Raw genomic sequence first — 23,270 nt, 5'->3', positions numbered from 1 at the left:
CTATCAGCCAATGACGAACAGGGGTTGACCGTACTCGACGGGCTCGCCGTTTTCGACCAGGATTTCTTTGATGACGCCGGACTTGTCGGCTTCGATTTCATTGAGCAGCTTCATGGCTTCAATGATGCACAGCGGGTCGCCTTCCTTGACCGTGGCGCCCACGTCGATGAACGGCGCGGCGCCCGGGTTCGGCGAACGGTAGAAGGTGCCGACCATCGGCGCCTTGACCACGTGGCCCTGGACCACCGGGGCGGCTTCGGCCGCGGCGGGAGCGGGAGCGGGCGCGGCGGCGGCCACGGGCGCGGCGGCGACGCCAGCTTCCGGCTGGTGGTAGGCCACCGGCTGCAGGGTCTGCGAGAACTTGACGATGCGAACCTTGCCTTCGCCTTCGGTGATTTCCAGTTCGGCGATGCCCGATTCAGCCACCAAGTCGATCAGGGTTTTGAGTTTTCGAAGGTCCATAAAAGCTGCTTCCCGAGATAGTGTCGGCAACGTCCCGATCGTCGGGTCCGCGCCATATAAGATGTAAAAGCTGAGAGTTGGTGCGAGATCAGTGCCGCACTGCGTAACGCAGCGCCGCTTCGTAGCCGTCCGCGCCCAGGCCGCTGATGAGGCCTACCGCCAAGTCGGACAGATATGAGTGATGCCTGAAGGGCTCTCGCTTATACAGGTTGGACAAATGTACTTCAATAAATGGGATCGCGACCCCGGCCAGCGCATCGCGGATCGCGACGCTGGTGTGCGTATATGCCGCCGCGTTGATGATGATGAAATCGGTGCCGTCTTGCCGGGCCGCCTGGATGCGGTCAACCAGCGCGCCTTCGTGATTGCCTTGCCACGCGGTCAGCGTGGCGCCCAATTCACCGGCCAGCCGCTCCAGGCCCTCGTTGATCTGGGACAGCGTGAGGCTGCCGTAGATATGGGGTTCCCGGGTGCCAAGCAGGTTCAGATTCGGGCCATGCAATACCAGTATGTTTTGCGCCATGCGCTTGCCAGAGAGTGGATTGCCAATTGTTGGCAAAACAGCCGATAAACCAGCTTTTTACGCCAATTCCTACTATTTGTCCAACAGACTTACGCCTTCAAACCAGAGAGCGTTTGATTCAGGTCGTCGGGCTGGATTTCACCCAATATCTTCCGGTTAATGCTGCCATCTGCATTGAAAACAATGGTAAATGGCAGGCCACCACTAGGATTTCCCAGCTTGCGCAGGGTATCGATGGCACCGGCGCCAATGACCCACAACGGGTACGACACCTGTACTTTCTCGACAAATTTTTGCATGTTGGCGGCAGAATCCACGCCGATACCGACAAACTTGATTTGCGGGTATTTTTTCTGCAACGCGTCGAGTTCGGGCATCTCCTTGACGCACGGCGCGCACCAGGTGGCCCAGAAATTCACCACGATGGGCTGGCCCTTCCAGGCGGCCAGCGACTGCGTCGCGCCGTTCAGGTCGGGCAACTGCAACTGCATGAGTGCGGCGACAGGATCCTCGGCGGCGGGCGCCGCGGGTGCCTGCCGGGACTTGTTGCGCCCCAGCAGGGTGTAGCCGCCCGCGACCGTGGCGGCCACGGCCACGGCGGCGGAAAGGAGTAGGCGTCGATTCATGGCGCGATCATAACCGCTGCGGCCGGTTTTCGCCGCATCGCCCGCCGTGCCGGCTTGACCTGCGCCTATATATACAATGCAGGACAGGAGAGTTTTCAATGCACCTGCACATTCTTGGCATCTGCGGTACGTTCATGGGCGGCCTGGCGCTGATCGCGCGCGCCGCCGGCCACAAGGTCACCGGTTGCGACGCGGGCGTCTATCCGCCCATGAGCACCCAGCTATCCGAACAGGGAATCGAGCTGATCGAGGGTTTCGGCCCCGAACAGATGGCCCTCAAGCCGGACCTGTACGTGATCGGCAACGTCGTCAGCCGCGGCAATCCCCTGATGGAAGCCATTCTGGAATCCGGCGCCCGCTATGTGTCCGGCCCGCAATGGCTGGGCGACAACATCCTGCCGGGCGCCCACGTGCTGGCGGTGGCCGGCACCCACGGCAAGACCACCACCAGCTCGATGCTGGCCTGGATCCTGGAAGCCGCCGGCCTGGCACCCAATTTCCTGATCGGCGGCGTGGCCCAGGATCTGCATGTGTCCGCGCGCTATGATCCGGCGCGGCGCCCGTTCGTGATCGAAGCGGACGAATACGACACGGCGTTCTTCGACAAGCGTTCCAAGTTCGTGCACTATCGCCCGCGCACCGCGGTGCTGAACAACCTGGAATACGATCACGCCGACATTTTTCCCGATCTGGCGGCCATCGAGACCCAATTCCATCACCTGGTCCGCACCATTCCGGCGTCCGGCCGCATCATCCGCCCGGCGCGCTCCGAAGCGCTGGACCGCGTGATTGCGCGCGGATGCTGGTCCGAAATCGTCACGTTCGGCGCCGATGGCGCCTGGCAGGCGGGCGCGCCCGACGACAGCGGCGCCTTCGAGGTGCGGCGCGACGGCGCCAGCATGGGCAGCGTGCGCTGGACCCTGGGCGGCGAACACAACCGCATGAACGCGCTGGCCGCGCTGGCGGCCGCCGAGCACGCCGGCGTGCCGGCCGCCGAGGGCGTCGAGGCCCTGAGCCGGTTCGGCGGGGTCAAGCGCCGCATGGAACTGCGCGGCACGGTCAACGGCGTCAAGGTCTACGACGATTTCGCCCATCACCCCACCGCCATCGCCACCACCCTGGAAGGCCTGCGCCGCCAGGTCGGGCCGGCGCGCATCCTGGCCGTGCTGGAGCCCCGCTCCAACACCATGAAGCTGGGCGCCATGGCGGCGCGCCTGCCCGACTCCCTGCGCGACGCGGACCTGGTGTTCTGCTTCGGCGCCCGCGAGGGCAAGCACGCCCTGGGCTGGAATCCGGCGCAGGTGCTGGCGCCCCTGGGCGGACGCGCTTCCAGTTACGATGATATCGACGCCCTGGTGGCCGCCGTGACGCGCGCCGCGCAACCCGGCGACCAGGTGCTGGTGATGAGCAACGGCGGCTTCGGCGGCATCCACGGCAAGCTGCTGGCCGCCCTGGAGGCGCGCGGCTGAGGCCGGGCGCCTCCATCCGCGCCCCCGCCCCATCGGAAAGGCACCCAATGATTCTTTACCTGCACGGTTTCCGGTCCTCGCCGATCTCCTTCAAGGCCCGCCTGATGGCCGACGCCATGGCCGCCCGCGGGCTGGCCGGCGCGTGGGCCTGCCCGCAACTGCCGGCCAGCCCGCGCGAGGCCGCCGAGCTGGCGCTGGGCATCGCCCGCGAGCAATTGACAGGCGCCCCCGACCCGCTCGCGCTGACCGTGATCGGTTCGTCCCTGGGCGGTTTCTATGCCACCTGGCTGGCCGAGACGCTGGGCTGCAAGGCGGTGCTGCTCAACCCCGCCGTCGAGGCCGCGCGGGACCTGGCGACCCAGGTAGGCGAGCACCGCATGTATCATTCCGACGCGCCGTTCATGTTCCTGCCGGAATATGTGGAGGAACTGGCCGCCCTGCACGTCGGTCGGATCACCCGGCCAGAGCGGTATTTCCTGGTGGCGGCGACGGGCGACGAGGTGCTGGACTGGCGTGAGATGCGTGATCGCTACGCCGGCTGCCGCCAGCGCATCGTGCAAGGCGGCGACCATGGCCTGTCCGGTTTCGCCGACTGGATGCCCGAGGTGCTCGAATTCGCCCTTGGCTCCACGCCGAATGGCCCCAAATAACACTGACATCAACGATAGATAGCTGCGCAAGGCGGCGCGTGCGCGCCGCCCAGGACGACCCTCACCATGTATGTGTTTTACGAAGACGACGGCAGCTTCAAGGCCGGCCATATCCTGTCCGAAACCGACGCCAGCCTGCAGGTGGAGTCGGAGTCGGGCAAGCGCAGCAAGATCAAGCGCGCCAACACGCTGTTCAATTTCGCCGCGCCCGAACCGGCCGCGCTGATGGCCCAGGCGGCGGCGCTGGCCGAAACCCTGGATCTGCAATTCCTCTGGGAATGCGCGCCCCAGGAAGAATTCGATTCGCCCGCGCTGGCGGCCGATTACTTCGGCCACGCCCCCACCCCGGTGGAACAGGCCGCGCTGCTGATGCGCCTGCACGGCGCGCCCGCCTATTTCCACCGCCGCGGCAAGGGCAGCTACCGCCCCGCCCCGCCCGACATCCTGGCCGCCGCCCTGGCCGCGCTCGAAAAGAAACAGCGCCAGGCCGAGCAGCAGCAGGAATGGGTCGACGAGATGGCCGCTGGCCGCCTGCCCGAGCCCATCGCCCAGGCGGCCGAATCACTGCTGATCCGGCCCGACAAGAATTCGCAGCAATGGAAGGCGCTGGACGCCGCCTGCGCCAAGCTCGGCAAGAGCCCCGACCGCCTGCTGCTGGAACTGGGCGCCTGGCCGCACGCGCTGGCCCTGCACAAGCGCCGCTTCCTGGCGGTGAACTTCCCGCGCGGCCTGGCCTTCCCCGAGCTGGAACTGCCGCCGCTCGACCGTGACCTGCCGCTGTCGGATGCCGAGATCTACTCGGTCGACGACGTCACCACCACCGAAATCGACGACGCGCTGTCGGTCTCCACCCTGCCCGACGGCAATCTGCGCGTCGGCATCCACGTGGCCGCGCCCGGCCTGACCGTGACGCGCGACAGCGAGTTCGACAAGCTGGCGCGCGCGCGCCTGTCGACCGTCTACATGCCGGGCGACAAGATCCCCATGCAGCCCGACAATGTCATCAAGGCGTTCTCGCTGGACGCCGGCCGCGAGGTGCCGGTGCTGTCGCTGTACGTGACGGCCAACCCGGAAACCGGCGAGGTCATCGAGTCGGACACGCGCCTGGAGCGCGTGGTGGTGCGTGAGAACCTGCGCCACAACATGCTCGACGCCCAGGTCACCGAAGAAAGCCTGAACGACGCCTCCACCGACCTGCCCTACGGCCACTGGCTGCGCCCGCTGTGGAAGCTGGCGCAGGCGCTGTCGGCGCAGCGCGAAAACGTGCGCGGCAAGCCCGAGAACAATTCGCGGGTGGAATACAGCTTCTACCTGGACGGCGACCCCGACGATCCCGACACCCCGGTGCGCCTGGTGCCGCGCCAGCGCAACGCGCCGCTGGACCGGATGGTGGCCGAGTACATGATCCTGGCCAACAATCTGTGGGGCGGCCTGCTGAACCAGCACGGCGTGCCCGGCATCTACCGCTCGCAACAGGCCGGCCGCGTGCGCATGAGCACGCAGGCGCTGCCGCACGAAGCCATTGGCGTGCCGCAATACGCCTGGAGCACGTCGCCGCTGCGCCGCTACGTCGACCTGGTGAACCAGTGGCAGTTGATCGCCGCGGTCGAGCACGGCGTCTCGGCGCGCCTGGTGGCCCCATTCAAGCCGCGCGACGCGGACCTGTTCGCGATCATCGGCGCGTTCGACGCGCAGTACGCGGCCTGGGCCGAGTTCCAGAGCGCGATGGAGCGCTACTGGTGCCTGCGCTGGCTCAAGCAGCACAACATCACCCGCACCGTGGCGCACGCGCTGCGCGAAGACCTGGTGCGCTTCGCCAACTGCCCGCTCGTGACCCGCATCGGGGGGATGCCCGAGCTGGAGCGCGGGACGGCGGTGGAGGTGGAGATCCTGGGGATGGATGAGTTGTCGCTGGAGCTGGATTGCCGGTATGTGGGGCAGGTGGGGCCGGCGGCTGAAGAGGCTGCTGCCTAGGGCGGTATTTGGCTTGTCGCTGGGTTGTTTCTGCTGGCGGCGGGGGGCTTTCTTAGGCCGCCCGTCTGGCAGGCGGCCCGGGCGGCGGGCGCCCACGATTGCGGTCCGGAGCGTTCGCTCCGGACTTCCCCTGCCTCATCCTCGTTGCCGCCTGCCGGCGGCTGCCTTCGGATTCCGTCGGGCGCATCGAGGTTGCCCGCCGCCCGGGCCGCCTGCCAGACGAGCTGCGTTTTTCTTGGCCTGTGGCGCTGCAAGAGCGAGGACACTTCACGAGATTGCTGATGCCCGTTGCGGGTGGCCGCGCGGGCGGCCGCCCGCAACTTACGCGGTGTCTTGGCTTGGCTTGATGACGCTGTGCGCGGGTGGCGGGTGGCTTGCTTGGGGGGCCGTCCAGTCGGGAGGGGGAGAGAGTGGCGGCGCGCGATGGAGGGTGGCTTGCGCGTGACGGGCTTGGCGCGCGCCTGATACTGGGGAAGAACGGCTGATAGGGAAGAGGTCTGGCGATGCATCGCGGATCCTTCCACGGGAAGAACGCCCGATGCATCCCGGACTCTTCCAAACGTAGTACCGCCGGCGTTGCCTCTCCGATTCCTCCGCATCTCGCCCGACCTCTCCCCAAATGCCAAAGAAGGCCGCCCGCGCGGCCGGTTTTGGCGGCCCCGCCAAATCTTCCGTCCCGACCCGGTCTGCCGCCAGAACGCCAAGCACACGATTCGCCCCCGCGCCGGTGAAGTGATCACGCCGTAGCCCGTGGCGTCGGCGGCCGGTGGGGTGCGGGGCGTGTAGATGCGCCCGAGGGAAACCGTAGGGAGCCGAAGGCGTACGAGGTTGACAACGGGGAAGTCCGGAGCGAAGGCTCCGGACCGCAATCGTAGCCCCGCGCCCCACCGGCCGCCGACGCCACGGGCGGCCAAAAGAACACCACAGCCTCCCCGACAGCGACAGCACCAAAGCCTCCCGTTAAACTCCCGAAAAAATCACAATCGATATCGGAGGACGGACATGCGCATTCTGCTGGTCGAGGACAACCTCGACCTGGGCGATGCCGTGGAGAGCAAGCTGCGCTCGGCGGGCCATAGCGTGCAATGGGTGCATGATGGCGTCGCCGCGCTGCGCTGGGGGCTGGACGAGACCTGGGATGCGCTGGTGCTGGACATCAACCTGCCCGGCAAGGACGGCTTCAGCGTCATCCGCGAACTGCGCGCGGCCGGGCTCGAAGCGCCTGTGCTCGTCGTCACCGCGCGTTCCGAAATCGAAGACAAGATCGACATGCTCGACCTGGGCGCCGACGACTACCTCGTCAAACCCTTCGACCTGCGCGAACTCGAAGCCCGGCTGCGCGCCCTGCTGCGACGCCCCGCCGGACAGACCAGCAGCGTGACCGCCTACGGCAACCTGAGCCTGGACCTGGCCAATCGCCACGTCACGCTGGCCGGCGCGCCGCTGGAGCTGGGCCGGCGCGAGTTCCGGCTGCTGGAGATCCTGCTGGGCAAGCTGGGGCAGACCGTCGCCAAGGAACGGCTGATGAACCAACTGTTCGACCTGGATGATGGATCTTTGAACGCGCTGGAACTGCTGATCTCGCGCCTGCGCAAGAAACTGGCCGGCGCCTCCGTCGATATCGTCACCGTGCGCGGCGTCGGCTACCAGGCCCGCAGCCATGAGCCTGCCTGAAAGCGCCTCCATCCGCCGCCGCGTCTTCACACTGGGCGCGGTGCTGCTGGCCTGCGCGCTGATCGGGCTGGTGTTCTTCCTGCGCGACTACGCCCAGCGCGCCGCCGAGCAGGCCTTCGACCGGCTGCTGGCGGCGTCGGCGTTGACGATTGCCGGCTCCGTGCAGATCGAGGACAACGGCGTCACCGTCGAGCCGCCGGTATCGTCGCTGGCCATGCTGTCGGGCAGCGAACGGGTGTTCTACGAAGCCCGCGCGTCCAACGGCCGGCTCATCACGGGCTATGCCGACCTGGCGCCCGGCCTGCCGCTGGCGCAGTCGGCCACCCCGGTCTTCACTTACCTCAGCTACCACGACGAGCCGGTGCGCGTGGCCACGGTGGGACGGCTGGTGTCGGCCAGCCAGCATGCCGGCTGGGTCACCGTGCGGGTGGCCGAGACGCTGGGGTCGCGCGAGGAGCTGGCCGACGAAATCCTGGGCCGCAGCGTGCTGCCGCTGGTCGTGGTGTCGCTGGTGGCGCTGGGCCTGCTGTGGTTCGGCGTGCAGCGCGCCTTCGCGCCGCTGGCGGTGATCGAACGCGAACTGCGGCAACGGGCACCGGACGACCTGGCGCCGCTGGTCACGCCGGTGCCGACCGAGGTGCGGCGGCTGGTCGAGGCCCTGAACGCCTTCATGCAGCGCCTGTCAGGGATCATGGACACCCTCAACACCCTGGTCGCCGACGCCGCGCACCAGGTGCGCACGCCGCTGGCCTCGCTGCGCGCCCAGGCCGAGGTGGCGCTGGATGAAACCGATCCCAAGCGCCTGCGCGAACGGCTGGGCCGCATCCACCTGAACGCCACCCACGCCAGCCAGTTGATCAATCAATTGCTGATGGACGCCACCATCACGCACCGGCTCGGCAAGGGCGCGCGCGCGCCAGTGGGCGTGGCCGAGACCATCAACGAAACGCGCCGCCGCATCGGGCCGCTGGAGGCGCAGCGCCTGCGCATCGAAATCGCGCCGCAGGTGCGGCGCGCCCGCATCGCCGGCGACCGCGTGGCGCTGCGGGAAATGCTGCGCAACCTGGTCGACAACGCGCTGCGTTATGCGCCCGAGGGCGCCGTCGATATCCAGGCGACGCCGGTGGCGGGCTACCGCGTGGCGCTCACCGTGTCCGACCGCGGCCCGGGCATCGCCGATGACGAAAAGGACGCCGTGCAGCAACGCTTCACGCGCGGCCGCGCCGGCGGATCGCAGCCGGGCTCGGGCCTGGGCCTGGCCATCGTGCGCTCGGTGGCCATGGCGCACGGCGGCTCGCTGTGGCTGCAGGACCGCCCCGGCGGCGGCCTGTCCGCGCGCGTCATCCTGCCGCTGGCGCGGCAGCGCGCGGGCCGCGCCGTGGCCGGGTTGCTCGGGGCCATCGGCACAACGCTGTTGCTGCTGGCCGCCGCGCCCGCGGACGTGCGCGCCGCCGAGATTCCCGAGATCGTCACCCGCTATCCCGCGCCGCAGCCGTCTTCGCGCGTGCTGACCATCGCCGGGCCCACCGACACGCCGGTGGTGGCGCCGCTGATCCTTGGCTTCCAGGCGCAGCGGCCCGACGTCACGGTGGTTTACCGCGAGATGGGCAGCCGCGAGCTGTACGAGGCCGCCATCGAGGACCGGCTCAAGGACGTGGACGTGCTGATGAGCTCCGCCTCGGACCTGCAGATCCGCCTGGCCAACGACGGCTATGCCCAGCGCTACGCCTCACCCTACGCCGCCAAGCTGCCGTCGTGGGCGGTGTGGCGCAACGAGGTCTACGGCTTCACCTTCGAGCCGGCCGTGATCGTCTACAACCCCAAGCGCTACACCGAGGCCACGGTGCCGCGCTCGCGCCAGGACCTGCTGCGCACGCTGGAGCACGACCGCGCTCGGCTGCATGGCCGCGTCGGCACCTACGACATCTCGCGCAGCAGCGTGGGCTACCTGATGGCCGAGCAGGACGAGCTGGTGTCGTCGAACTTCTGGGGCCTGGCCAACGCCTTCGGCCAGGTTGGCGTGCGGCTGTCGGCCACCAGCGCCGAACTGCTCGATGCCATCGAGAACGACGAGATGGACCTGGGCTACAACATCCTCGGCTCCTACGCCCTGTCGCGCCAGGCGGCGGGCAGCAAGATCGGCGTGGTGTTCCCGCAGGACTACGTGCTGGTGCTGGCGCGCTCGGTGTTGATCGCGCGGCGCGCGCCCAACCCGGACCTGGGCCGCGCGCTGGTCGACTGGCTGTTGTCGCCGGCCGGCCAGCAGGTGGCCTCCAGCCACGCGGCGCTGGGGTCGATCATGGAAGACACCCCCGGCCGCTGGACCTCGGAAGCGGTGCTGGCGCGCTCGCAGGGCATCGTGCAGCCGGTGGTGCTGTCGCCCGCGCTGCTGGTGGGGCTGGACCAGCGGCGCCATTCGCGCTTCGTGCAGAACTGGATCCGGCTGGTCACCGACACGCCTGAGCGGCCCTAGGCCAGGGCGGCCGCGGACACCGGGATTACCCTTATCCCGGCTGTCGTCCCATGACAGGACGACGACAGACGCCGAAACCTAAGATGGACGCCAAGCAGGCCCTTGCGCCTGTCGATACCAAATCCAAACGGAGACAAGACATGCTTGCCAAGTCCAGACTGGCGGCCGCCTGCGCCGCTGCATTCGCCATCGCCGCCGGCAGCGCCTACGCCCAAACGGTTCCCGCGGGCTACCCGGCCGATTATCAGAAGATCCTCGACGGCGCCAAGAAGGAAGGCAAGGTCGTGATCTACTCGACCACCGACACCAAGGCCGCCGGCCCCATCATCAAGGGCTTCGAAGCGCTGTATCCGGGCATCAAGGTCGAATACAACGACATGAACAGCACCGAGCTGTACAACCGCTACATCAGCGAGCAGGCGGCGGGCGGCAGCAGCGGCGACATCGTCTGGAGCTCGTCGATGGACTCGGCCCTCAAGCTGGCCACCGACTACGCGCTGCAGTACAAGTCGCCCGAAATCGGCAAGCTGCCGGCCTGGGCGGTGTGGAAGGATTCGGCCTACGGCACCACCTACGAACCGGCGGTGTTCATCTACAACAAGCGCCTGATCCCGGCCAACGAAGTGCCGACCACGCACGGCGCCCTGGCCAAACTGATCGCCAGCCAGCCGGACAAGTTCAAGAACAAGGTCACCACCTACGACATCGAGAAGTCGGCCGTGGGCTTCATGCTGGCCGTGCAGGACAAGGCCAACGATCCCAAGTACTTCGAAACGCTCAAGGACATCGCCAAGGGCGGCCTGATCGTGCAGTCGTCCACCGGCACCATGATGGAACGCGTGTCGTCGGGCGAGAACCTGATCGGCTACAACATCCTGGGCTCGTACGCCGAGACCCGCGCCAAGACCGACCCGTCGCTGGGCGTGGCCTACCCGACTGACTACGCGCTGGTGCTGTCGCGCGTGGCGTTCATCAGCAAGAAGGCCAAGAACCGCAACGCCGCCAAGCTGTGGATGGACTACCTGCTGTCGCAGAAGGGCCAGGAAATCATGGCCAACCAGGCCGACCTGGCTTCGGTCCGCGACGACATCGAAGGCGACAACGACGTCGACGGCATGACCAAGAAGCTGGGCGCCTCGCTCAAGCCGATCCCGGTCAACGAAACGCTGCTGGACTACCTGGAGCAGAACAAGCGCCTGCAGTTCATCAAGGACTGGCGCGCCGCCGCCGGCAAGTAAGGCTGTCGCCGGTACCGCCGGGGGCCGCGCGCCCCCGGCCGCAAGCACGCGGGAGGGCGTAGCACCGCCGCCCGCCAGGCCGCCCGTGGCCCGGGTGTTCATGGCCAGTGGGCGCGACCCGCGTCTATCGAGATAACAGGATTTTCCCCATGCAGTCATTGCGCAGAAAATGGCAGTCCCTGCCACGCGGCGTGGTGGTGCTGATCACAGCCTTGGCCATCTACGTGCCGCTGTCGTTCATCATCATCCAGAGCTTTCTATCCGCGCCCTTCTTTTCGCCGTCCAAGGTCTTCAGCCTGGATGCGTTCCGCTTCATCTTCGCGGACCCCGATTTCTACAAGGCGCTGAAAAGCGGCTTCATCCTGGCGTTCGGGCTGGCCATCATCGCCATCCCGCTGGGCGGCATGCTGGCGTTCCTGATGATCCGCACCGACCTGCCGGGCCGGCGCTGGATCGAACCGCTGATCCTGGTGCCGATCTTCGTGTCGCCGATGGTGCTGGGCTTCGGCTACGTGGTGGCGGCGGGCCCGGTCGGCTTCTTCTCGACCTGGGCGCAGAACATCCTGGGTTTCGTGCCCTGGAATGTGTATTCGCTGACCAGCATCGTCATCATCGCCGGCCTGACGCACGTGCCGCACGCCTACCTGTACATCTCGTCGGCGCTGCGCAGCATGGGCTCGGACGTCGAGGAAGCGGCCCGCGTCAGCGGCGCCTCGCCGCTGCGCGTGATGGTGTCCGTGAGCCTGCCGATGGTGCGCCCGGCCATGCTGTACGCCACGGTGCTGCTGTTCTTCCTGGGCCTGGAAGTGTTCGGCCTGGTGCTGGTGCTGGGTGACCCCGAAGGCAACCTGGTGCTGGCCACCTACCTGTACAAGCTGACCAACAAGCTCGGCATCCCGTCGTACCACCTGATGGCCGCGGTGGCCGTGGTGCTGATCTGCATGACGATCCCGCTGGTCATGCTGCAGCGCCGCCTGATGCGCACCGCCAACCGCTTCGTCACCGTCAAGGGCAAGGCCTCGCGCGCCCGTCCGCTGCCGCTGGGCAAGTGGCGCTGGGTGGCCGGCGGCGTAGTGGCGTTCTGGCTGCTGGTCACCATCGTGGTGCCGCTGCTGGGCGTGCTGCTGCGCGCCTTCGTGTCCAACTGGGGCATGGGCGTGTCGCTGTTCGACGTGCTGTCGCTGGACGCGTTCCGCACCGTGTTCTCGCAGCCCAACCTGATGCGCGCGATCGTCAACTCGGTGGCCATCGGCGTCTTCGGCGGCGCGCTGGCGGTGATCTGCTACACCTTCGTCGGCCTGGCCATGCATCGCAAGCCGGACAACGTCACGCGCTTCATGGACTACAGCGTGCTGGTGCCGCGCGCCGTGCCCGGCCTGCTGGCGGGCCTGGCGTTCCTGTGGGTGTTCCTGTTCGTGCCGATGTGGCTGGACAACGCGCTCGACGCCGACCTGGGCGGCTGGCTGTCGGGCCTGCCGTTCGCCGAGTGGGCGCGCGAGAACTTCGTCGAATGGCTGCGTTCCATGCGCAGCACCATCTTCAGCGTGTGGCTGGCCTACACGGTGGTATGGATGGCCTACGGGCTGCGGCTGATCTCGTCGACGCTGTTGCAGGTCGGCCCCGAACTGGAGGAAGCCGCCCGCAGCGCCGGCGCCCGCCGCGGCCAGGTCACGCGCCACGTCACCGTGCCGCTGGCCAAGTACGGCCTGATCGGTTCGTGGCTGCTGATGTTCCTGATTTTCGAGCGCGAATACTCCACCGGCGTCTATCTGCTGTCGCCCGGCACCGAGACCATCGGCTCCATGCTGGTGTCGCTCTGGGCCTCGGGCGCCATCGACATCGTGGCCGCGCTTTCCTTCATCAATATCGTTCTGGTCGTGATCGGCCTGGGCATCGCCCTGCGATTCGGAGTCAAACTTCATGATTGAGCTTTCTGTAGAAGACCTGCACCTGGATTACGGCGACAACCCGGTGCTCAAGGGCGTGTCGATGCAACTGCGCCAGGGCGAAGTGGTGTCGCTGCTGGGCCCCTCGGGCAGCGGCAAGACCACCCTGCTGCGCGCCGTGGCCGGCCTGGAAGGCCCCAAGCGCGGCCGCATCACCATCGGCGATCGCACCGTCTACGACGGCGCCGCGCGCCAGGAGATCCCGGCCGAAGAGCGCAACCTCGGCCTGGTGTTCCAGTCGTATGCCCTGTGGCCGCACAAGACCGTGTTCGACAACGTCGCCTACCCGCTCAAGCTGCGCAAGGTGCCGTCGGGCGAAGTGCGCGAACGCGTACAGGCGGTGCTGGACCAGCTCGGCCTGGGCAAGCTCGGCCAGCGCCATCCGCACGCGCTGTCCGGCGGCCAGCAGCAGCGCGTGGCCATCGGCCGCGCCCTGGTGTACAGCCCGCCCGTGATCCTGCTGGACGAGCCGCTGTCCAACCTGGACGCCAAGCTGCGCGAGGAGGCCCGCGCCTTCCTGCGCGAGCTGATCATCCGCCTGGGCCTGTCGGCATTGATGGTGACGCATGACCAGAGCGAAGCCATGGCCATTTCCGACCGCATCCTGCTGTTGAACAACGGCAAGATCGAGCAGCAGGGCACGCCGCAGGAGATGTACGGCGCGCCGTCGACGCTGTTCACCGCCGAATTCATGGGCAGCAACAACCGCCTGGACGGCAAGGTCACCGAAGTGCGCGATGGCCGCGCCCGCATCGAGGGCCGCGGCTGGGCGCTGTGGGGCAAGGCCGGCGAAGGCGTGGCCGCGGGCCAGGACGCCACCGCCGTGATCCGGGTCGAACAGGTCCGCCTGGCGGACGACCCCGACGGCAACCACATCGACATGCCGCTGCTGACCAGCATGTACCTGGGCGACCGCTGGGAATACCTGTTCCGCACCCCCGACGCGGATCCGGCCAACACGCTGGCGCTGCGCGCCTACGGTCCCGAGGGCCGCGAGCCCGGCCCCTGCCGCCTGGCCCTGCCGGCGGACAAGGTCTGGGTGTTCCCGCGCCCGGCCAAGTAAGGTGACGGCGGCGGGCGGAGTGGCTCTACAATGCGTGCGTGCAACACGTCGCTGACTCCCCTCCCCCGCTGAGCCGTCCGCTGCGGTGGCTGGGCGCGCCCGCCCAGCATTACCTGCGCATCGGCCTCGCGATTTCGCTGTTGGTGCACGCCGGCGCCCTGGCGTGGCGCTTCGGCGCGCCCGCCTTGTCGCGGCCCCCGGCGACCAGCCTGGAGGTGGTGCTGCTGAACGCGCGCAGCGAGACGCCGCCCGATACCCCCCGCGCCCAGGCGCAGAACCAGATGAGTGGCGGCGGCAACGCCGAGCGCGGCCTGTCCACCACCCCGCTGCCCCAGACCGGCGCCTCGGCCGAAACCATCGTGCTCGAGGCCATGCGGCGCCGCCAGGTGCAGCTCGAGGCCGAACAGGCCCGCCTGATGACCCAACTGCGCGCGGCCGACAAGGCCGGCGCCGAGCGCCAGGCCGTCAATCCCTGGCCCGACGGCAACGAACGCGGCAAGGACGCCGAGGACCAGGCCAGCGTCATCCAGAACGCCCAGGTCGCCGCGCTGGCGGCAAAGGTGCAGCAGTACAGCGCCGAGCCGCGCAAGCAGTTCGTGGCGCCCTCGGCCGAGGCCTCGCGCTACGCCGCCTACCTGGACGCCTGGCGCGCCCGCATCGAAACGGTCGGCACCCAGCATTACCCGGAAGAGGCGCGTGGCCGTATCTACGGCTCGCTGCGCATCACCGTGTCGGTGCGCGCCGACGGCAGCATCGCCGACGTCGAGATCGACCAGCCGTCGCCGCACGCGGTGCTGAATCAGGCCGCCCGCCGCATCGTGCAACTGGCGGCGCCATTCCCGCCGTTCCCGCCCGAGATCGCGCGCGACACCGACGTGCTGGTCATCACCCGCACCTGGCATTTCGTCAACGACACCCTGGAAACCCAAGCCCCATGACCGAGGCGTCCCCTCTTGCCCGCTATGCCGTGATCGGCAACCCCATCGCGCACAGCCGCTCGCCGCAGATCCACGCCCTGTTTTCCCGCCAGACCGGCAAGCCGCTCAGCTACGAGCGCCTGCTGGCGCCGGTGGACGGTTTCACGGCGGCCGTGGCCGCCTTCGCCGCCGAGGGCGGCCTGGGCCTGAATGTGACGGTGCCGTTCAAGCAGGATGCCTATACGCTGGCCGCGGGCCGCCTGTCCAGCCGCGCCCGGCTGGCCGGCGCGGTCAACACCCTGTCCTGGCGCGACGGCGCCTGGCATGGCTGCAACACCGACGGCGTGGGCCTGGTTTCCGATCTGCTGCGCCTGGGCGTGCGCCTGACCGGCGCCTCGGTGCTGCTGGTGGGCGCCGGCGGCGCCGCCCGCGGCGTGCTGCAACCCTTGGCACAGGCCGGTTGCGCCCGCATCCATATCGTCAACCGCACCGCCGCCCGCGCGCTGGAGCTGGCCGAGGGCTGGCGCGAGACCGGCGCCGAGCCGCAGACCCGGGTCACCGCCGGCGGGCTGGCCGACGCCGCCCAGCCCGGCGGCTGGAACCTGGTGGTCAATGCCACCGCCAGCGGGCTGCAGGACGCCGCTCCCGACCTGCCCGCCGGCCTGTACGCCGAGGGCGCGGCCGCCTACGACATGATGTACGGCGCCCAGCCGACGGCGTTCATGCGCCAGGCCCGTGAGGACGGCGCCGCCCTCACGGCCGACGGCCTGGGCATGCTGGTGGGCCAGGCGGCCGAGAGCTTCTTCATCTGGCACGGCGTGCGGCCCGACCCCGCCCCGGTGCTGGCCGCGCTGCGCGAGGCGCTCATGGCCGGAAACTGAGCCGATGGCCGCCCGCGGCAAGAGCGGCAAGCGCCGCTCCTGGTTCCGGATCATCACCGGCGCGCTGATGGCGCTGGTGTGCGCGGTGCTGCTGTACCAGTTCTGGCTGTTCGGCCTGGTGGTCTGGTACAACTACCAGAACCCGGGCAGCAGCGCCGTGATGCGCGAGGAACTGTCCCGGCTGCAGGATGGAAACCCCGATTTCCGCTTGAAATACGAGTGGGTGCCCTATGACAAGATCAACCGCAGCCTGAAGCTGGCGGTGGTGGCGTCCGAGGATTCCAACTTCACCGAGCATGACGGCGTCGAGTGGGACGCCATCCGCAAGGCCTGGGAATACAACCAGAAGCAGGAAGCGGCCGGACGCAGCAAGATGCGCGGCGGCTCCACCATCACGCAACAATTGGCCAAGAACCTGTTCCTGTCCAGTTCCCGCAGCTACCTGCGCAAGGGCCAGGAACTGGTGCTGACCTACATGATCGAACACGTCATGAGCAAGGAGCGCATCCTGGAGCTGTACCTGAATGTGGCGGAATGGGGCGTCGGCGTGTTCGGCGCCCAGGCGGCGGCCAAGCATTATTTCAACGTGCCGGCGGCCAGCCTGGGGGCCGCCCAGTCGGCCCGGCTGGCGGCCATGCTGCCGAATCCGCGCTTCTACGACAGCCACCGCAACTCGAACTACCTGAACTCCCGCGTCTACACGCTGACCCGGCGCATGCAGATGGTTGACATTCCCTGACACGGAAACCGGCGGCTTCGACAGCCCGGGCCCACCCGGGGCGGCCGGATTTGTTAAGCTTTCACGTTTAGCGCTACTTCGCCCTTTTTCATGCGTACCGCACGTCGCTACCTGGCCCGCGAGATCTATCGCTCTTGTGCAGTGGTCCTCATGGCCCTGCTGGGCCTTTTCACGTTCTTCGCGCTGGTGGACGACCTGGACAACGTGGGCGAAAAGTTCTCCATGATGGCCCTGCTGTACATGCAGGCGCTGGCCATCCCCACCCGGCTGTACGACCTTTTGCCCATCGGCCTGCTGATCGGCGCCATCCTGGCGCTGGCGGGGCTGGCCCAGCGCAATGAGCTGGTGATCCTGCGGGTCTCCGGCGTCAGCGGCATGCGTCTGCTGCGCATGCTCTGGATCGTCACCATTCCGTTGATGATCGGCGCCGCCCTGCTGTCCGAGTACGTCACCCCCTGGGCCGAGATGAAGTCGGGCGAGGCCAACCTGGTGTTCCGCGGCAAGGCCGGCGGCGACCGCCTGAACAGCGGCTACTGGTTCAAGGAGCCCATGGCCAACGGCGGCACCCGCATCATCAACATCGCTGAGCTCAAGGGCGACGGCCAGGTCACCGGCATCACCCTGTATGAATTCAAGAAGAACCTGACGCTGTCGGTGCTGTCCACCGCCCCGAGCGGCCTCTTTGCCCATGGCGACCTGGTGCTGAAAGACGTCGCCGAGACCCGCCTGGACGACAACGCGGCCGAGACGCTGGCCGATGCCCGGCCGCCGAAGAATCCTCCCGCGGTGGTGGTGAAGGTGCCCGAGCGCACCGTCGACACCACCCTGAGCGCCGAACGCCTGCTGGCCCGGATCCTGACCCCTGAGCGGATGTCGATCGCGACGCTGCTCGACTATGTGGATTATTTGCGCAACAACCAACTGCAATATGGTCGACAGGTGGTCGCCTTGTGGCGCAAACTGGCATATCCGTTCACGCTGCTGGTGATGATCACCATCGCCGCCCCCATCGGCCTGATGCAGACGCGCCGCGGCGGCGTGGGCGCCAAGGTGTTCATCGGCATCCTGCTGGGCGTGGGCTTCTTCATGCTCAACCAGTTGGCGCTGAACGTCGGCATGCTGGGCAAATGGCCGCCCTGGCTCACCGCCCTGGGGCCGAACATCGGCGCCATGGCCCTGGCGCTGGGCGCCATGAGCTACATGGAATACCGCCACACCATCACCCGAATCGTCCAACAACGTTGGCCCTGGAGCAAGAGTCCCGCATGAACGGCAGTATCTGGATGATCGGCGACGTGCAAGGTTGCTGCTCGCCGCTGGATCGCTTGCTGTCCCATCCCGATCTGGTCGGCGACCCGCAATCGCGCTTCTGGTTCGCCGGGGATCTGGTCAACCGCGGCCCGCAGTCGCTGGCGACGCTGCGTCGCATCATCGACCTGGGCGATCGCGCCACGGTGGTGCTGGGCAACCACGACCTGCACCTGCTGGCCGCCGCCGCGGGCGTGCGCAAGCCGTCCAAGTCCGACACGCTGGACGATATCCTGCGCGCGCCGGATTCGGCCGACCTGATCGACTGGCTGCGCTCGCGCCCGCTGGCGCATTTCGAGCAAAATCACCTGATGGTGCATGCGGGCACGCTGGCCAAATGGGACGTGGCCAAGACGCTGTCGCTGGCGGCCGAGGTGCAGGACGCGCTGCGCGGCCCGAACTGGCAGAAGGCGCTGCAGAAGATGTACGGCAACGAACCGTCGACGTGGAAGGAAGACCACAAGGGCGGCAAGCGGATGCGGGTGATCATCAATGCGCTGACGCGTATCCGCCTGTGCACGCCGAACGGCCACATGGAGTTCGCGACCAAAGTGACGCCGGGCGCCTGGCCGGCTGGCCTGGTGCCCTGGTTCGACGTGCCGAACCGCGCCACGCGCGACGTGACGACGGTATTCGGCCACTGGTCGACGCTGGGACTGATGCAGCGGCCGGACGTGATCTGCCTGGATACGGGATGCGTGTGGGGCGGGGCGTTGACGGCGTTGCGGCTGCAGGATCGGAAGCTGGTGCAGGTGAAGTGCTCGCAGTTCCAGGATCCGTTGTCCGAGTGACGATCGTCCTATTGCGACCGACGGCGGTGACCGCGGCTGCTCAGCATCTGCCCGTCGCGCGTTTCTGCCGCTGAGGCAGCCCCCTCAAAGCACCGCCTGGATCGCGTCCCGGGCCTGATGCGACAGTTCCAACCGCGTCGGCGCCGTCCCGTCCGCGTGTTGCGTTGCCAGCACCGGCAAGAACACCACTTCGACCGCCAGCCCCGTCGTTCCCAGCACCCGCCAGAGATTCGCCACCAGCGTTTCCTCGCCCACGAAGGCCGCGAAGCCGCTGCGTTCGCCGTGTTGCAGGAAGCGCAGGGCCACCGGCTGGATTTCGACCGCGGCCGTGCGGGCCGGCTCGAACAGGCTCGCATGGAACGGACGCAGCGTGAAACCCTCGCTCGTCGTGCCTTCCGGGAACAGGCCGACCGCGTCGCCCTGCTTGAAGCGCGCCTGCATCGACTCGCCCATCGCGTGCACCGCGTGGCGTTGGCCGCGTTCGATGAACAGCGTGCCCGCGCCCGCCACCAGCCAGCCGATCACAGGCCAGGCGCGGATCTCGCTCTTGGCCACGAACGAGGTCGCGCGCGCCGAATTCAGCACGAAGATGTCGATCCACGACACATGGTTCGCCACCAGCAGCACCGGGCCCGTCATGCGCGGCTGGCCCTTGAAGACGACTCGCAGGCCGCAGGCCGCCATCAGGCAGCGCGACCAGGTGCGGTTGAGCCAGGCCCGCGACTTTGGGCGCAGCAGCGGATACACCAGCCCCACGCACAGCAGGCCCAGAACGATCAACGGCACCACCAGCATCAGGCGAAGAACAAAGCGCAGCAGCTTCAAACAGGCGTCTCCCAGGCCGGACGGCCACCCACCAGGGTGGCGCGGACACGACCGGGCAGCATCATACCCGCGAACGGCGTATGACGGCTGTGGCTTTGCAGGGCGCCCGGCGCCACCAGCCATTCGGCCTCCAGGTCCGCAAGGCACAGATCAGCGGGCGCGCCCACGCCCAGTTCACCCAGGCCGGACAGCGCCGGAGACAACCCGCGCAGCACCGCCGCGGGTCCCGACGTCACCCGGGCCAGCGCCTGCGGCAGCGGCAGGCGGGCGTCGCGGGCCCATTTCAGCGTCAGCGACAGCAGCAATTCCAGGCCGGTCGCGCCGGGCTGCGAGTGCGGGAACGGAACGGACTTGCCGTCATCGTCCACCACCGCATGATCCGAACATAGCGCGTCCACCAGCCCCTCGCGCAGCGCCGCCTGGATCGCGTCGCGGTCGCGCTGGCCGCGCAGCGGCGGGCGCAGGTGGAAAGCCGTATTGAAATAGCCGATGTCCACATCGGTCAGGTGCAGGCTGTTGGCCGAGACGTCGGCGCTGACCGGCAGTCCTTCGCGGCGGGCGGCGCGCAGCAGGTCCAGGCCGCGGGCGGTGGAAAGGCGCGACAGGTGCACGCGGGCGCCGGTGGCGCGTTGCAACTCGAAAATCGTCTGCAGGGCCAGCGCCTCGGCTTGAGGCGGCTGGCCTTCCAGGCCCAGGCGGTCGGCGTAGGCGCCAGCGGCGACCACCGCCCCCTGCGCCAGCCAGGGGTCCTGCGGCCGCAGCCACAGCGCCAGGCCCTGCCCGGCCGCATAGCGCATGGCGCCCCACAGCACCCGGGTGTCGACGATGCCGGACTCGCCCGGCGAGAAGGCCACACAGCCGGCCTGCGCCAGCAGGCCCATTTCGGCCAGGGTCTCGCCGCGCAGGCCGACCGTGAGCGCGCCAAGCGGCAGCACCCGGCCGTGCCCGGCGGACGCCTCGCGCAGCAGCGCCTCGACCTTGGCCGGTTCGTCCAGCGGCGTGGCGACATCCGGCGGCAGGGCCAGCGTGGTCACGCCGCCCGCCAGCGCGGCGCGCAGCTCGGCGGGGGAAAAGCGGGCCTGCGCCGCCGCGCCGGCGTCCTGGCGCAGCACGCGCGCCGACAGGTCCACCAGGCCCGGCAGCACGGCCAGGCCGGCGGCGTCGATGCGGCGGTCGGCACGGAAACCGTCGGGGGCCTGGCCGACCGCCGCCACTCGGCCATCGGCGATGAACAGGTCCTGGATGCCGTCGCGGTCGTGGGCCGGGTCGATCAGGCGGCCATTGGCGATGTGCAGCCTCATGCGGCGACTCCAGCCAGCACGCTCAAGGCGGCCAGGCGCAAATGACATTCAGAGCGGGCCAAACCGGCGGCGATGTCGCCCAGGCCGGCGGCGACATCGCCATCGACCTCGATGCCCGGCGTCAGCGCGGCGGCGGGCAGCAGCAGGGCATCGGGCCGGGCCAGCGCCAGGCGGTCCCGCGTCAGGCCATGACTGGCGGCGTATTCGCGCGCCGACGGCAGCAGCGCGCCGCTCATGCGCTCGACGCGCAGGGGCAACACCATCACCACATCGGCGTCGGCCAGGCATTCGTGCAGCGTGGCGCAAGCCCGCACGCCCAGTTGCGGCAGGCCGTCGGGCAACAGGGTGCGTGGCGCGGCGGCGCGCACTTCGGGCACGCCCAGCGTGGTCATGGCATGGATCAGGCCGCGGGCCACGGCGCTGTGGCGGATGTCGCCCACCAGCGCCACGGCCAGGTTGGTCAGATCGTGCCTGGCCTGCAGCATCGCCTGCACGCGGGCCAATGCCGGCAGCGGATCGGCGTGCGCGCCGTCGCCCGCGTTGAGAATGCGCAGGCCCGGCGCGCAGGCGCCGGCGGCGCTGACGGCGGCGCCGCTGGCCGGATGCCGCAGCACCAGGATGCCGGCCGGCAGGCCGGCGGCGACAGCGGCGGGAGACAGCGCGGCGGCGGCAGGATCGCCGGCGCCGACGCCGTGGCCGCGGTCCACCCCGGCATCGGCGCCCGGGCCATTGGCCTGCAGCGACATGGGTCGCAGGCCCAGGCGCGCGGCGGCGGCCTCGAAATCCTGGCGCAGGGCGGCATCGCCGGCGGGCAGGCTCAGGAACAGGGGCAGGTCGGCGTGGGCGACGGCGGGCGTGCCGTCGGCGGCGAAAGCGGCCGCCGTCTCCAGCAGCCGCTCGACATGGCGTCGCGGCAACCCTTCCGTCGTCAGTAAATGCAGCAGTTCGCCACGGCGGTCGAGTTGTGGATTGAGCATGGGCGGGGCCGGCGGCGTCAGAGCGCCGGCGGCTTGTCCAGGTACCGTTGCAGGATGACGGCCGCGGCCATAGCGTCGTCGGCCGCGTGCGTGCCCAGCAGGCGTTGCGCCTCCATGCTGGAGCCGCGCTCGTCGACCAGCTCCACCGCAACGCCGAAGCGGCCGTGCAACTGGTTGGCGAAGCGGCGGCAGCGCGCGGTGGCGGGCTGTTCGCCGCCGTCGCTGTCGAGCGCCAGGCCGACCACGACGCGATGCGGCTGCCATTCGCGCAGCAGCGCCTCGATGCGCGCGAAGCGCACGTCGCGCACCTCGCTGAAAATGATTTCGAGCGGCCGCGCGTGGCGCGTCAGCGTATTGCCGATGGCCACGCCGATTTTCTTCTCGCCGAAATCGAACGCCAGCAGGGTTTCTTCAGGCATGGCCCGCGTCGCCGGCCAGCATCACGGGATCGATGCCCAGCAGCTTGAGCGCGGCCGGATAGCGATCCTCGGGGGGCACGTCAAAGATGATGTGGTCGTCGGCGCCGACCGACAGCCAGGCGTTCTGGCCCATCTCGCTTTCGAGCTGGCCGGCGCCCCAGCCGGCGTAGCCCAGCGTGACCAGCATGCGGGCGGGCCCCTTGCCGTCCGCCACCGCCTGCAGCACGTCGCGCGAGGTGGTCAGGGCCATGGCGCCCAGCTTGATGCTGGAGCTGTAGTCGCCCGCGGGCGCGTGCAGCACGAAACCGCGATCGGTCTGCACCGGACCGCCGAAGAACACCAGCGTGTCCTTGACCGGAGCGATCTCGAGCGCCAGGTCGATGCGTTCGAACAGCGTGCCGAGCGTCAGGTCGGTGGGGCGGTTGATGACCAGGCCCAGGGCGCCACGTTCCGAGTGTTCGCAGATGTAGATGACCGAGCCAGCCAGGCTGCCTTCGACCATGCCCGGCATGGCGATCAGGAACTGGTTGGCGAAGTTGGCGGCCTGTGTGGTGGACTCTTCGTGGTGTTTTTCCGTCATGGCAACCCCTTTTTGGGTAGTCTGATAGAGCCGGGGGCCCGCCACCCTGGCGTGGCCCGTCGGGAGCGCGGGGCGGGCATGGCCCTCCCCCTCGTTGCAAGCCTTGGCGGAATACGTCAGTGCTGCGCGTCAGATTTCCATCAGTTCGAAGTCCTCTTTGCGGGCGCCGCATTCAGGACAGACCCAATTCGGCGGCACGTCTTCCCAGCGGGTGCCGGGCGCGATGCCCTCGTCGGGCAGGCCGGCCTCTTCGTCGTAGACCCAGCCACAAATCAGACACATCCAAGTACGCATAGTTCTCTCTTACATCAATTCCCTGCCGTCGTCCCCCCTACGGGGCAAAGGCGGGAGGCATCCATTAGAATGGGGACAATCTTACCGAAACCCAATAGGGGTTCCCCTGATTCTCCGCAAATGAGTCCGGGCACCCTAAC

Annotated in this window: 22 protein-coding genes; 13 read left to right on the top strand and 9 right to left on the bottom strand. The window is 68.5% G+C overall.

The window, feature by feature from the left end; translation table 11 throughout:
• Positions 1 to 3 precede the first annotated feature (3 nt).
• From accB to AAID08_RS02990, 3 genes are all read right to left on the bottom strand, one after another.
• Entirely contained in the window at positions 4 to 462 is a 459-nt protein-coding gene (accB, locus tag AAID08_RS03000) for an acetyl-CoA carboxylase biotin carboxyl carrier protein (RefSeq protein ID WP_054503415.1), read from the bottom strand.
• An 88-nt stretch (positions 463 to 550) separates the two neighbouring features.
• Positions 551 to 985 carry a type II 3-dehydroquinate dehydratase gene (aroQ, locus tag AAID08_RS02995; protein WP_049071124.1) on the bottom strand — a complete coding sequence of 145 codons (435 nt, stop codon included), beginning with the start codon at positions 983 to 985 and terminating at the stop codon, positions 551 to 553.
• Positions 986 to 1,074: 89 nt separating this feature from the next.
• On the bottom strand, positions 1,075 to 1,611 hold the full coding sequence (locus tag AAID08_RS02990; RefSeq protein ID WP_144657086.1) for a TlpA disulfide reductase family protein: 537 nt from the start codon (positions 1,609 to 1,611) through the stop codon (positions 1,075 to 1,077).
• 98 nt (positions 1,612 to 1,709) lie between these two features.
• Between AAID08_RS02990 and mpl the strand changes: the two genes are divergently transcribed.
• The 13 genes from mpl to AAID08_RS02925 all read left to right on the top strand — a co-directional run bounded on the left by mpl (position 1,710) and on the right by AAID08_RS02925 (position 18,734).
• Positions 1,710 to 3,080, top strand: a complete 1,371-nt coding sequence (mpl, locus tag AAID08_RS02985; protein WP_064523173.1) for a UDP-N-acetylmuramate:L-alanyl-gamma-D-glutamyl-meso-diaminopimelate ligase — start codon at positions 1,710 to 1,712, stop codon at positions 3,078 to 3,080.
• Between the two features lie 47 nt (positions 3,081 to 3,127).
• Entirely contained in the window at positions 3,128 to 3,730 is a 603-nt protein-coding gene (locus AAID08_RS02980) for a YqiA/YcfP family alpha/beta fold hydrolase (protein WP_054503412.1), read from the top strand.
• 66 nt (positions 3,731 to 3,796) lie between these two features.
• Positions 3,797 to 5,704: a ribonuclease catalytic domain-containing protein gene (locus tag AAID08_RS02975; RefSeq protein WP_395757336.1), complete on the top strand. Its 1,908-nt coding sequence runs from the start codon at positions 3,797 to 3,799 to the stop codon at positions 5,702 to 5,704.
• Positions 5,705 to 6,706: 1,002 nt separating this feature from the next.
• Entirely contained in the window at positions 6,707 to 7,378 is a 672-nt protein-coding gene (locus tag AAID08_RS02970) for a response regulator transcription factor (RefSeq protein WP_054503410.1), read from the top strand.
• Positions 7,365 to 9,851, top strand: a complete 2,487-nt coding sequence (locus AAID08_RS02965) for an extracellular solute-binding protein (RefSeq protein ID WP_064527928.1) — start codon at positions 7,365 to 7,367, stop codon at positions 9,849 to 9,851. Before AAID08_RS02970 ends, AAID08_RS02965 begins: the two co-directional genes overlap by 14 nt.
• A 140-nt stretch (positions 9,852 to 9,991) precedes the next feature.
• The gene (locus AAID08_RS02960; RefSeq protein WP_054503409.1) at positions 9,992 to 11,089 is read left to right on the top strand and encodes an ABC transporter substrate-binding protein; all 1,098 of its coding nucleotides are present in this window, start codon (positions 9,992 to 9,994) and stop codon (positions 11,087 to 11,089) included.
• A gap of 149 nt (positions 11,090 to 11,238) precedes the next feature.
• Positions 11,239 to 13,017 carry an iron ABC transporter permease gene (locus tag AAID08_RS02955; RefSeq protein WP_049071111.1) on the top strand — a complete coding sequence of 593 codons (1,779 nt, stop codon included), beginning with the start codon at positions 11,239 to 11,241 and terminating at the stop codon, positions 13,015 to 13,017.
• The gene (locus AAID08_RS02950; RefSeq protein ID WP_049071108.1) at positions 13,010 to 14,098 is read left to right on the top strand and encodes an ABC transporter ATP-binding protein; all 1,089 of its coding nucleotides are present in this window, start codon (positions 13,010 to 13,012) and stop codon (positions 14,096 to 14,098) included. The genes AAID08_RS02955 and AAID08_RS02950 overlap by 8 nt, the downstream gene beginning before the upstream one ends.
• Before the next feature lie 38 nt (positions 14,099 to 14,136).
• Complete coding sequence (locus AAID08_RS02945; protein WP_081273639.1) at positions 14,137 to 15,036, top strand: TonB family protein; 900 nt, start codon at positions 14,137 to 14,139, stop codon at positions 15,034 to 15,036.
• Complete coding sequence (gene aroE / locus AAID08_RS02940; RefSeq protein ID WP_054503408.1) at positions 15,033 to 15,896, top strand: shikimate dehydrogenase; 864 nt, start codon at positions 15,033 to 15,035, stop codon at positions 15,894 to 15,896. Before AAID08_RS02945 ends, aroE begins: the two co-directional genes overlap by 4 nt.
• Before the next feature lie 4 nt (positions 15,897 to 15,900).
• Positions 15,901 to 16,635, top strand: a complete 735-nt coding sequence (mtgA, locus tag AAID08_RS02935) for a monofunctional biosynthetic peptidoglycan transglycosylase (protein ID WP_054478367.1) — start codon at positions 15,901 to 15,903, stop codon at positions 16,633 to 16,635.
• A 90-nt stretch (positions 16,636 to 16,725) separates the two neighbouring features.
• Positions 16,726 to 17,904 carry an LPS export ABC transporter permease LptG gene (gene lptG / locus AAID08_RS02930; protein ID WP_054503407.1) on the top strand — a complete coding sequence of 393 codons (1,179 nt, stop codon included), beginning with the start codon at positions 16,726 to 16,728 and terminating at the stop codon, positions 17,902 to 17,904.
• Positions 17,901 to 18,734 (top strand): symmetrical bis(5'-nucleosyl)-tetraphosphatase, encoded by an 834-nt coding sequence (locus AAID08_RS02925; RefSeq protein ID WP_054503406.1) that lies wholly within the window; start codon positions 17,901 to 17,903, stop codon positions 18,732 to 18,734. The genes lptG and AAID08_RS02925 overlap by 4 nt, the downstream gene beginning before the upstream one ends.
• Positions 18,735 to 18,818: 84 nt before the next feature.
• Here AAID08_RS02925 and AAID08_RS02920 read toward each other — a convergent pair whose 3' ends face one another.
• From AAID08_RS02920 to AAID08_RS02895, 6 genes are all read right to left on the bottom strand, one after another.
• A complete protein-coding gene (locus tag AAID08_RS02920; protein WP_054503405.1) occupies positions 18,819 to 19,559 on the bottom strand; it encodes a 1-acyl-sn-glycerol-3-phosphate acyltransferase in 741 nt (246 codons plus the stop codon).
• Positions 19,556 to 20,860 (bottom strand): dihydroorotase, encoded by a 1,305-nt coding sequence (locus tag AAID08_RS02915; protein ID WP_395757335.1) that lies wholly within the window; start codon positions 20,858 to 20,860, stop codon positions 19,556 to 19,558. The genes AAID08_RS02920 and AAID08_RS02915 overlap by 4 nt, the downstream gene beginning before the upstream one ends.
• Positions 20,857 to 21,837 (bottom strand): aspartate carbamoyltransferase, encoded by a 981-nt coding sequence (locus tag AAID08_RS02910; RefSeq protein WP_395757334.1) that lies wholly within the window; start codon positions 21,835 to 21,837, stop codon positions 20,857 to 20,859. The genes AAID08_RS02915 and AAID08_RS02910 overlap by 4 nt, the downstream gene beginning before the upstream one ends.
• 17 nt (positions 21,838 to 21,854) lie before the next feature.
• Positions 21,855 to 22,256 carry a Holliday junction resolvase RuvX gene (ruvX, locus tag AAID08_RS02905; RefSeq protein ID WP_054503402.1) on the bottom strand — a complete coding sequence of 134 codons (402 nt, stop codon included), beginning with the start codon at positions 22,254 to 22,256 and terminating at the stop codon, positions 21,855 to 21,857.
• Positions 22,249 to 22,836 carry a YqgE/AlgH family protein gene (locus AAID08_RS02900; protein ID WP_054503401.1) on the bottom strand — a complete coding sequence of 196 codons (588 nt, stop codon included), beginning with the start codon at positions 22,834 to 22,836 and terminating at the stop codon, positions 22,249 to 22,251. The genes ruvX and AAID08_RS02900 overlap by 8 nt, the downstream gene beginning before the upstream one ends.
• Before the next feature lie 129 nt (positions 22,837 to 22,965).
• Positions 22,966 to 23,130 carry a rubredoxin gene (locus tag AAID08_RS02895; RefSeq protein ID WP_003814980.1) on the bottom strand — a complete coding sequence of 55 codons (165 nt, stop codon included), beginning with the start codon at positions 23,128 to 23,130 and terminating at the stop codon, positions 22,966 to 22,968.
• Between the last annotated feature and the right edge of the window lie 140 nt (positions 23,131 to 23,270).

Source organism: Achromobacter sp. EB05, from assembly GCF_044232075.1.
GTDB classification, from domain to species: Bacteria; Pseudomonadota; Gammaproteobacteria; order Burkholderiales; family Burkholderiaceae_B; genus Achromobacter; species Achromobacter dolens.
Note: the sequence above shows the minus strand (reverse complement) of the source record. Positions and strands in the feature narration are given on the sequence as shown.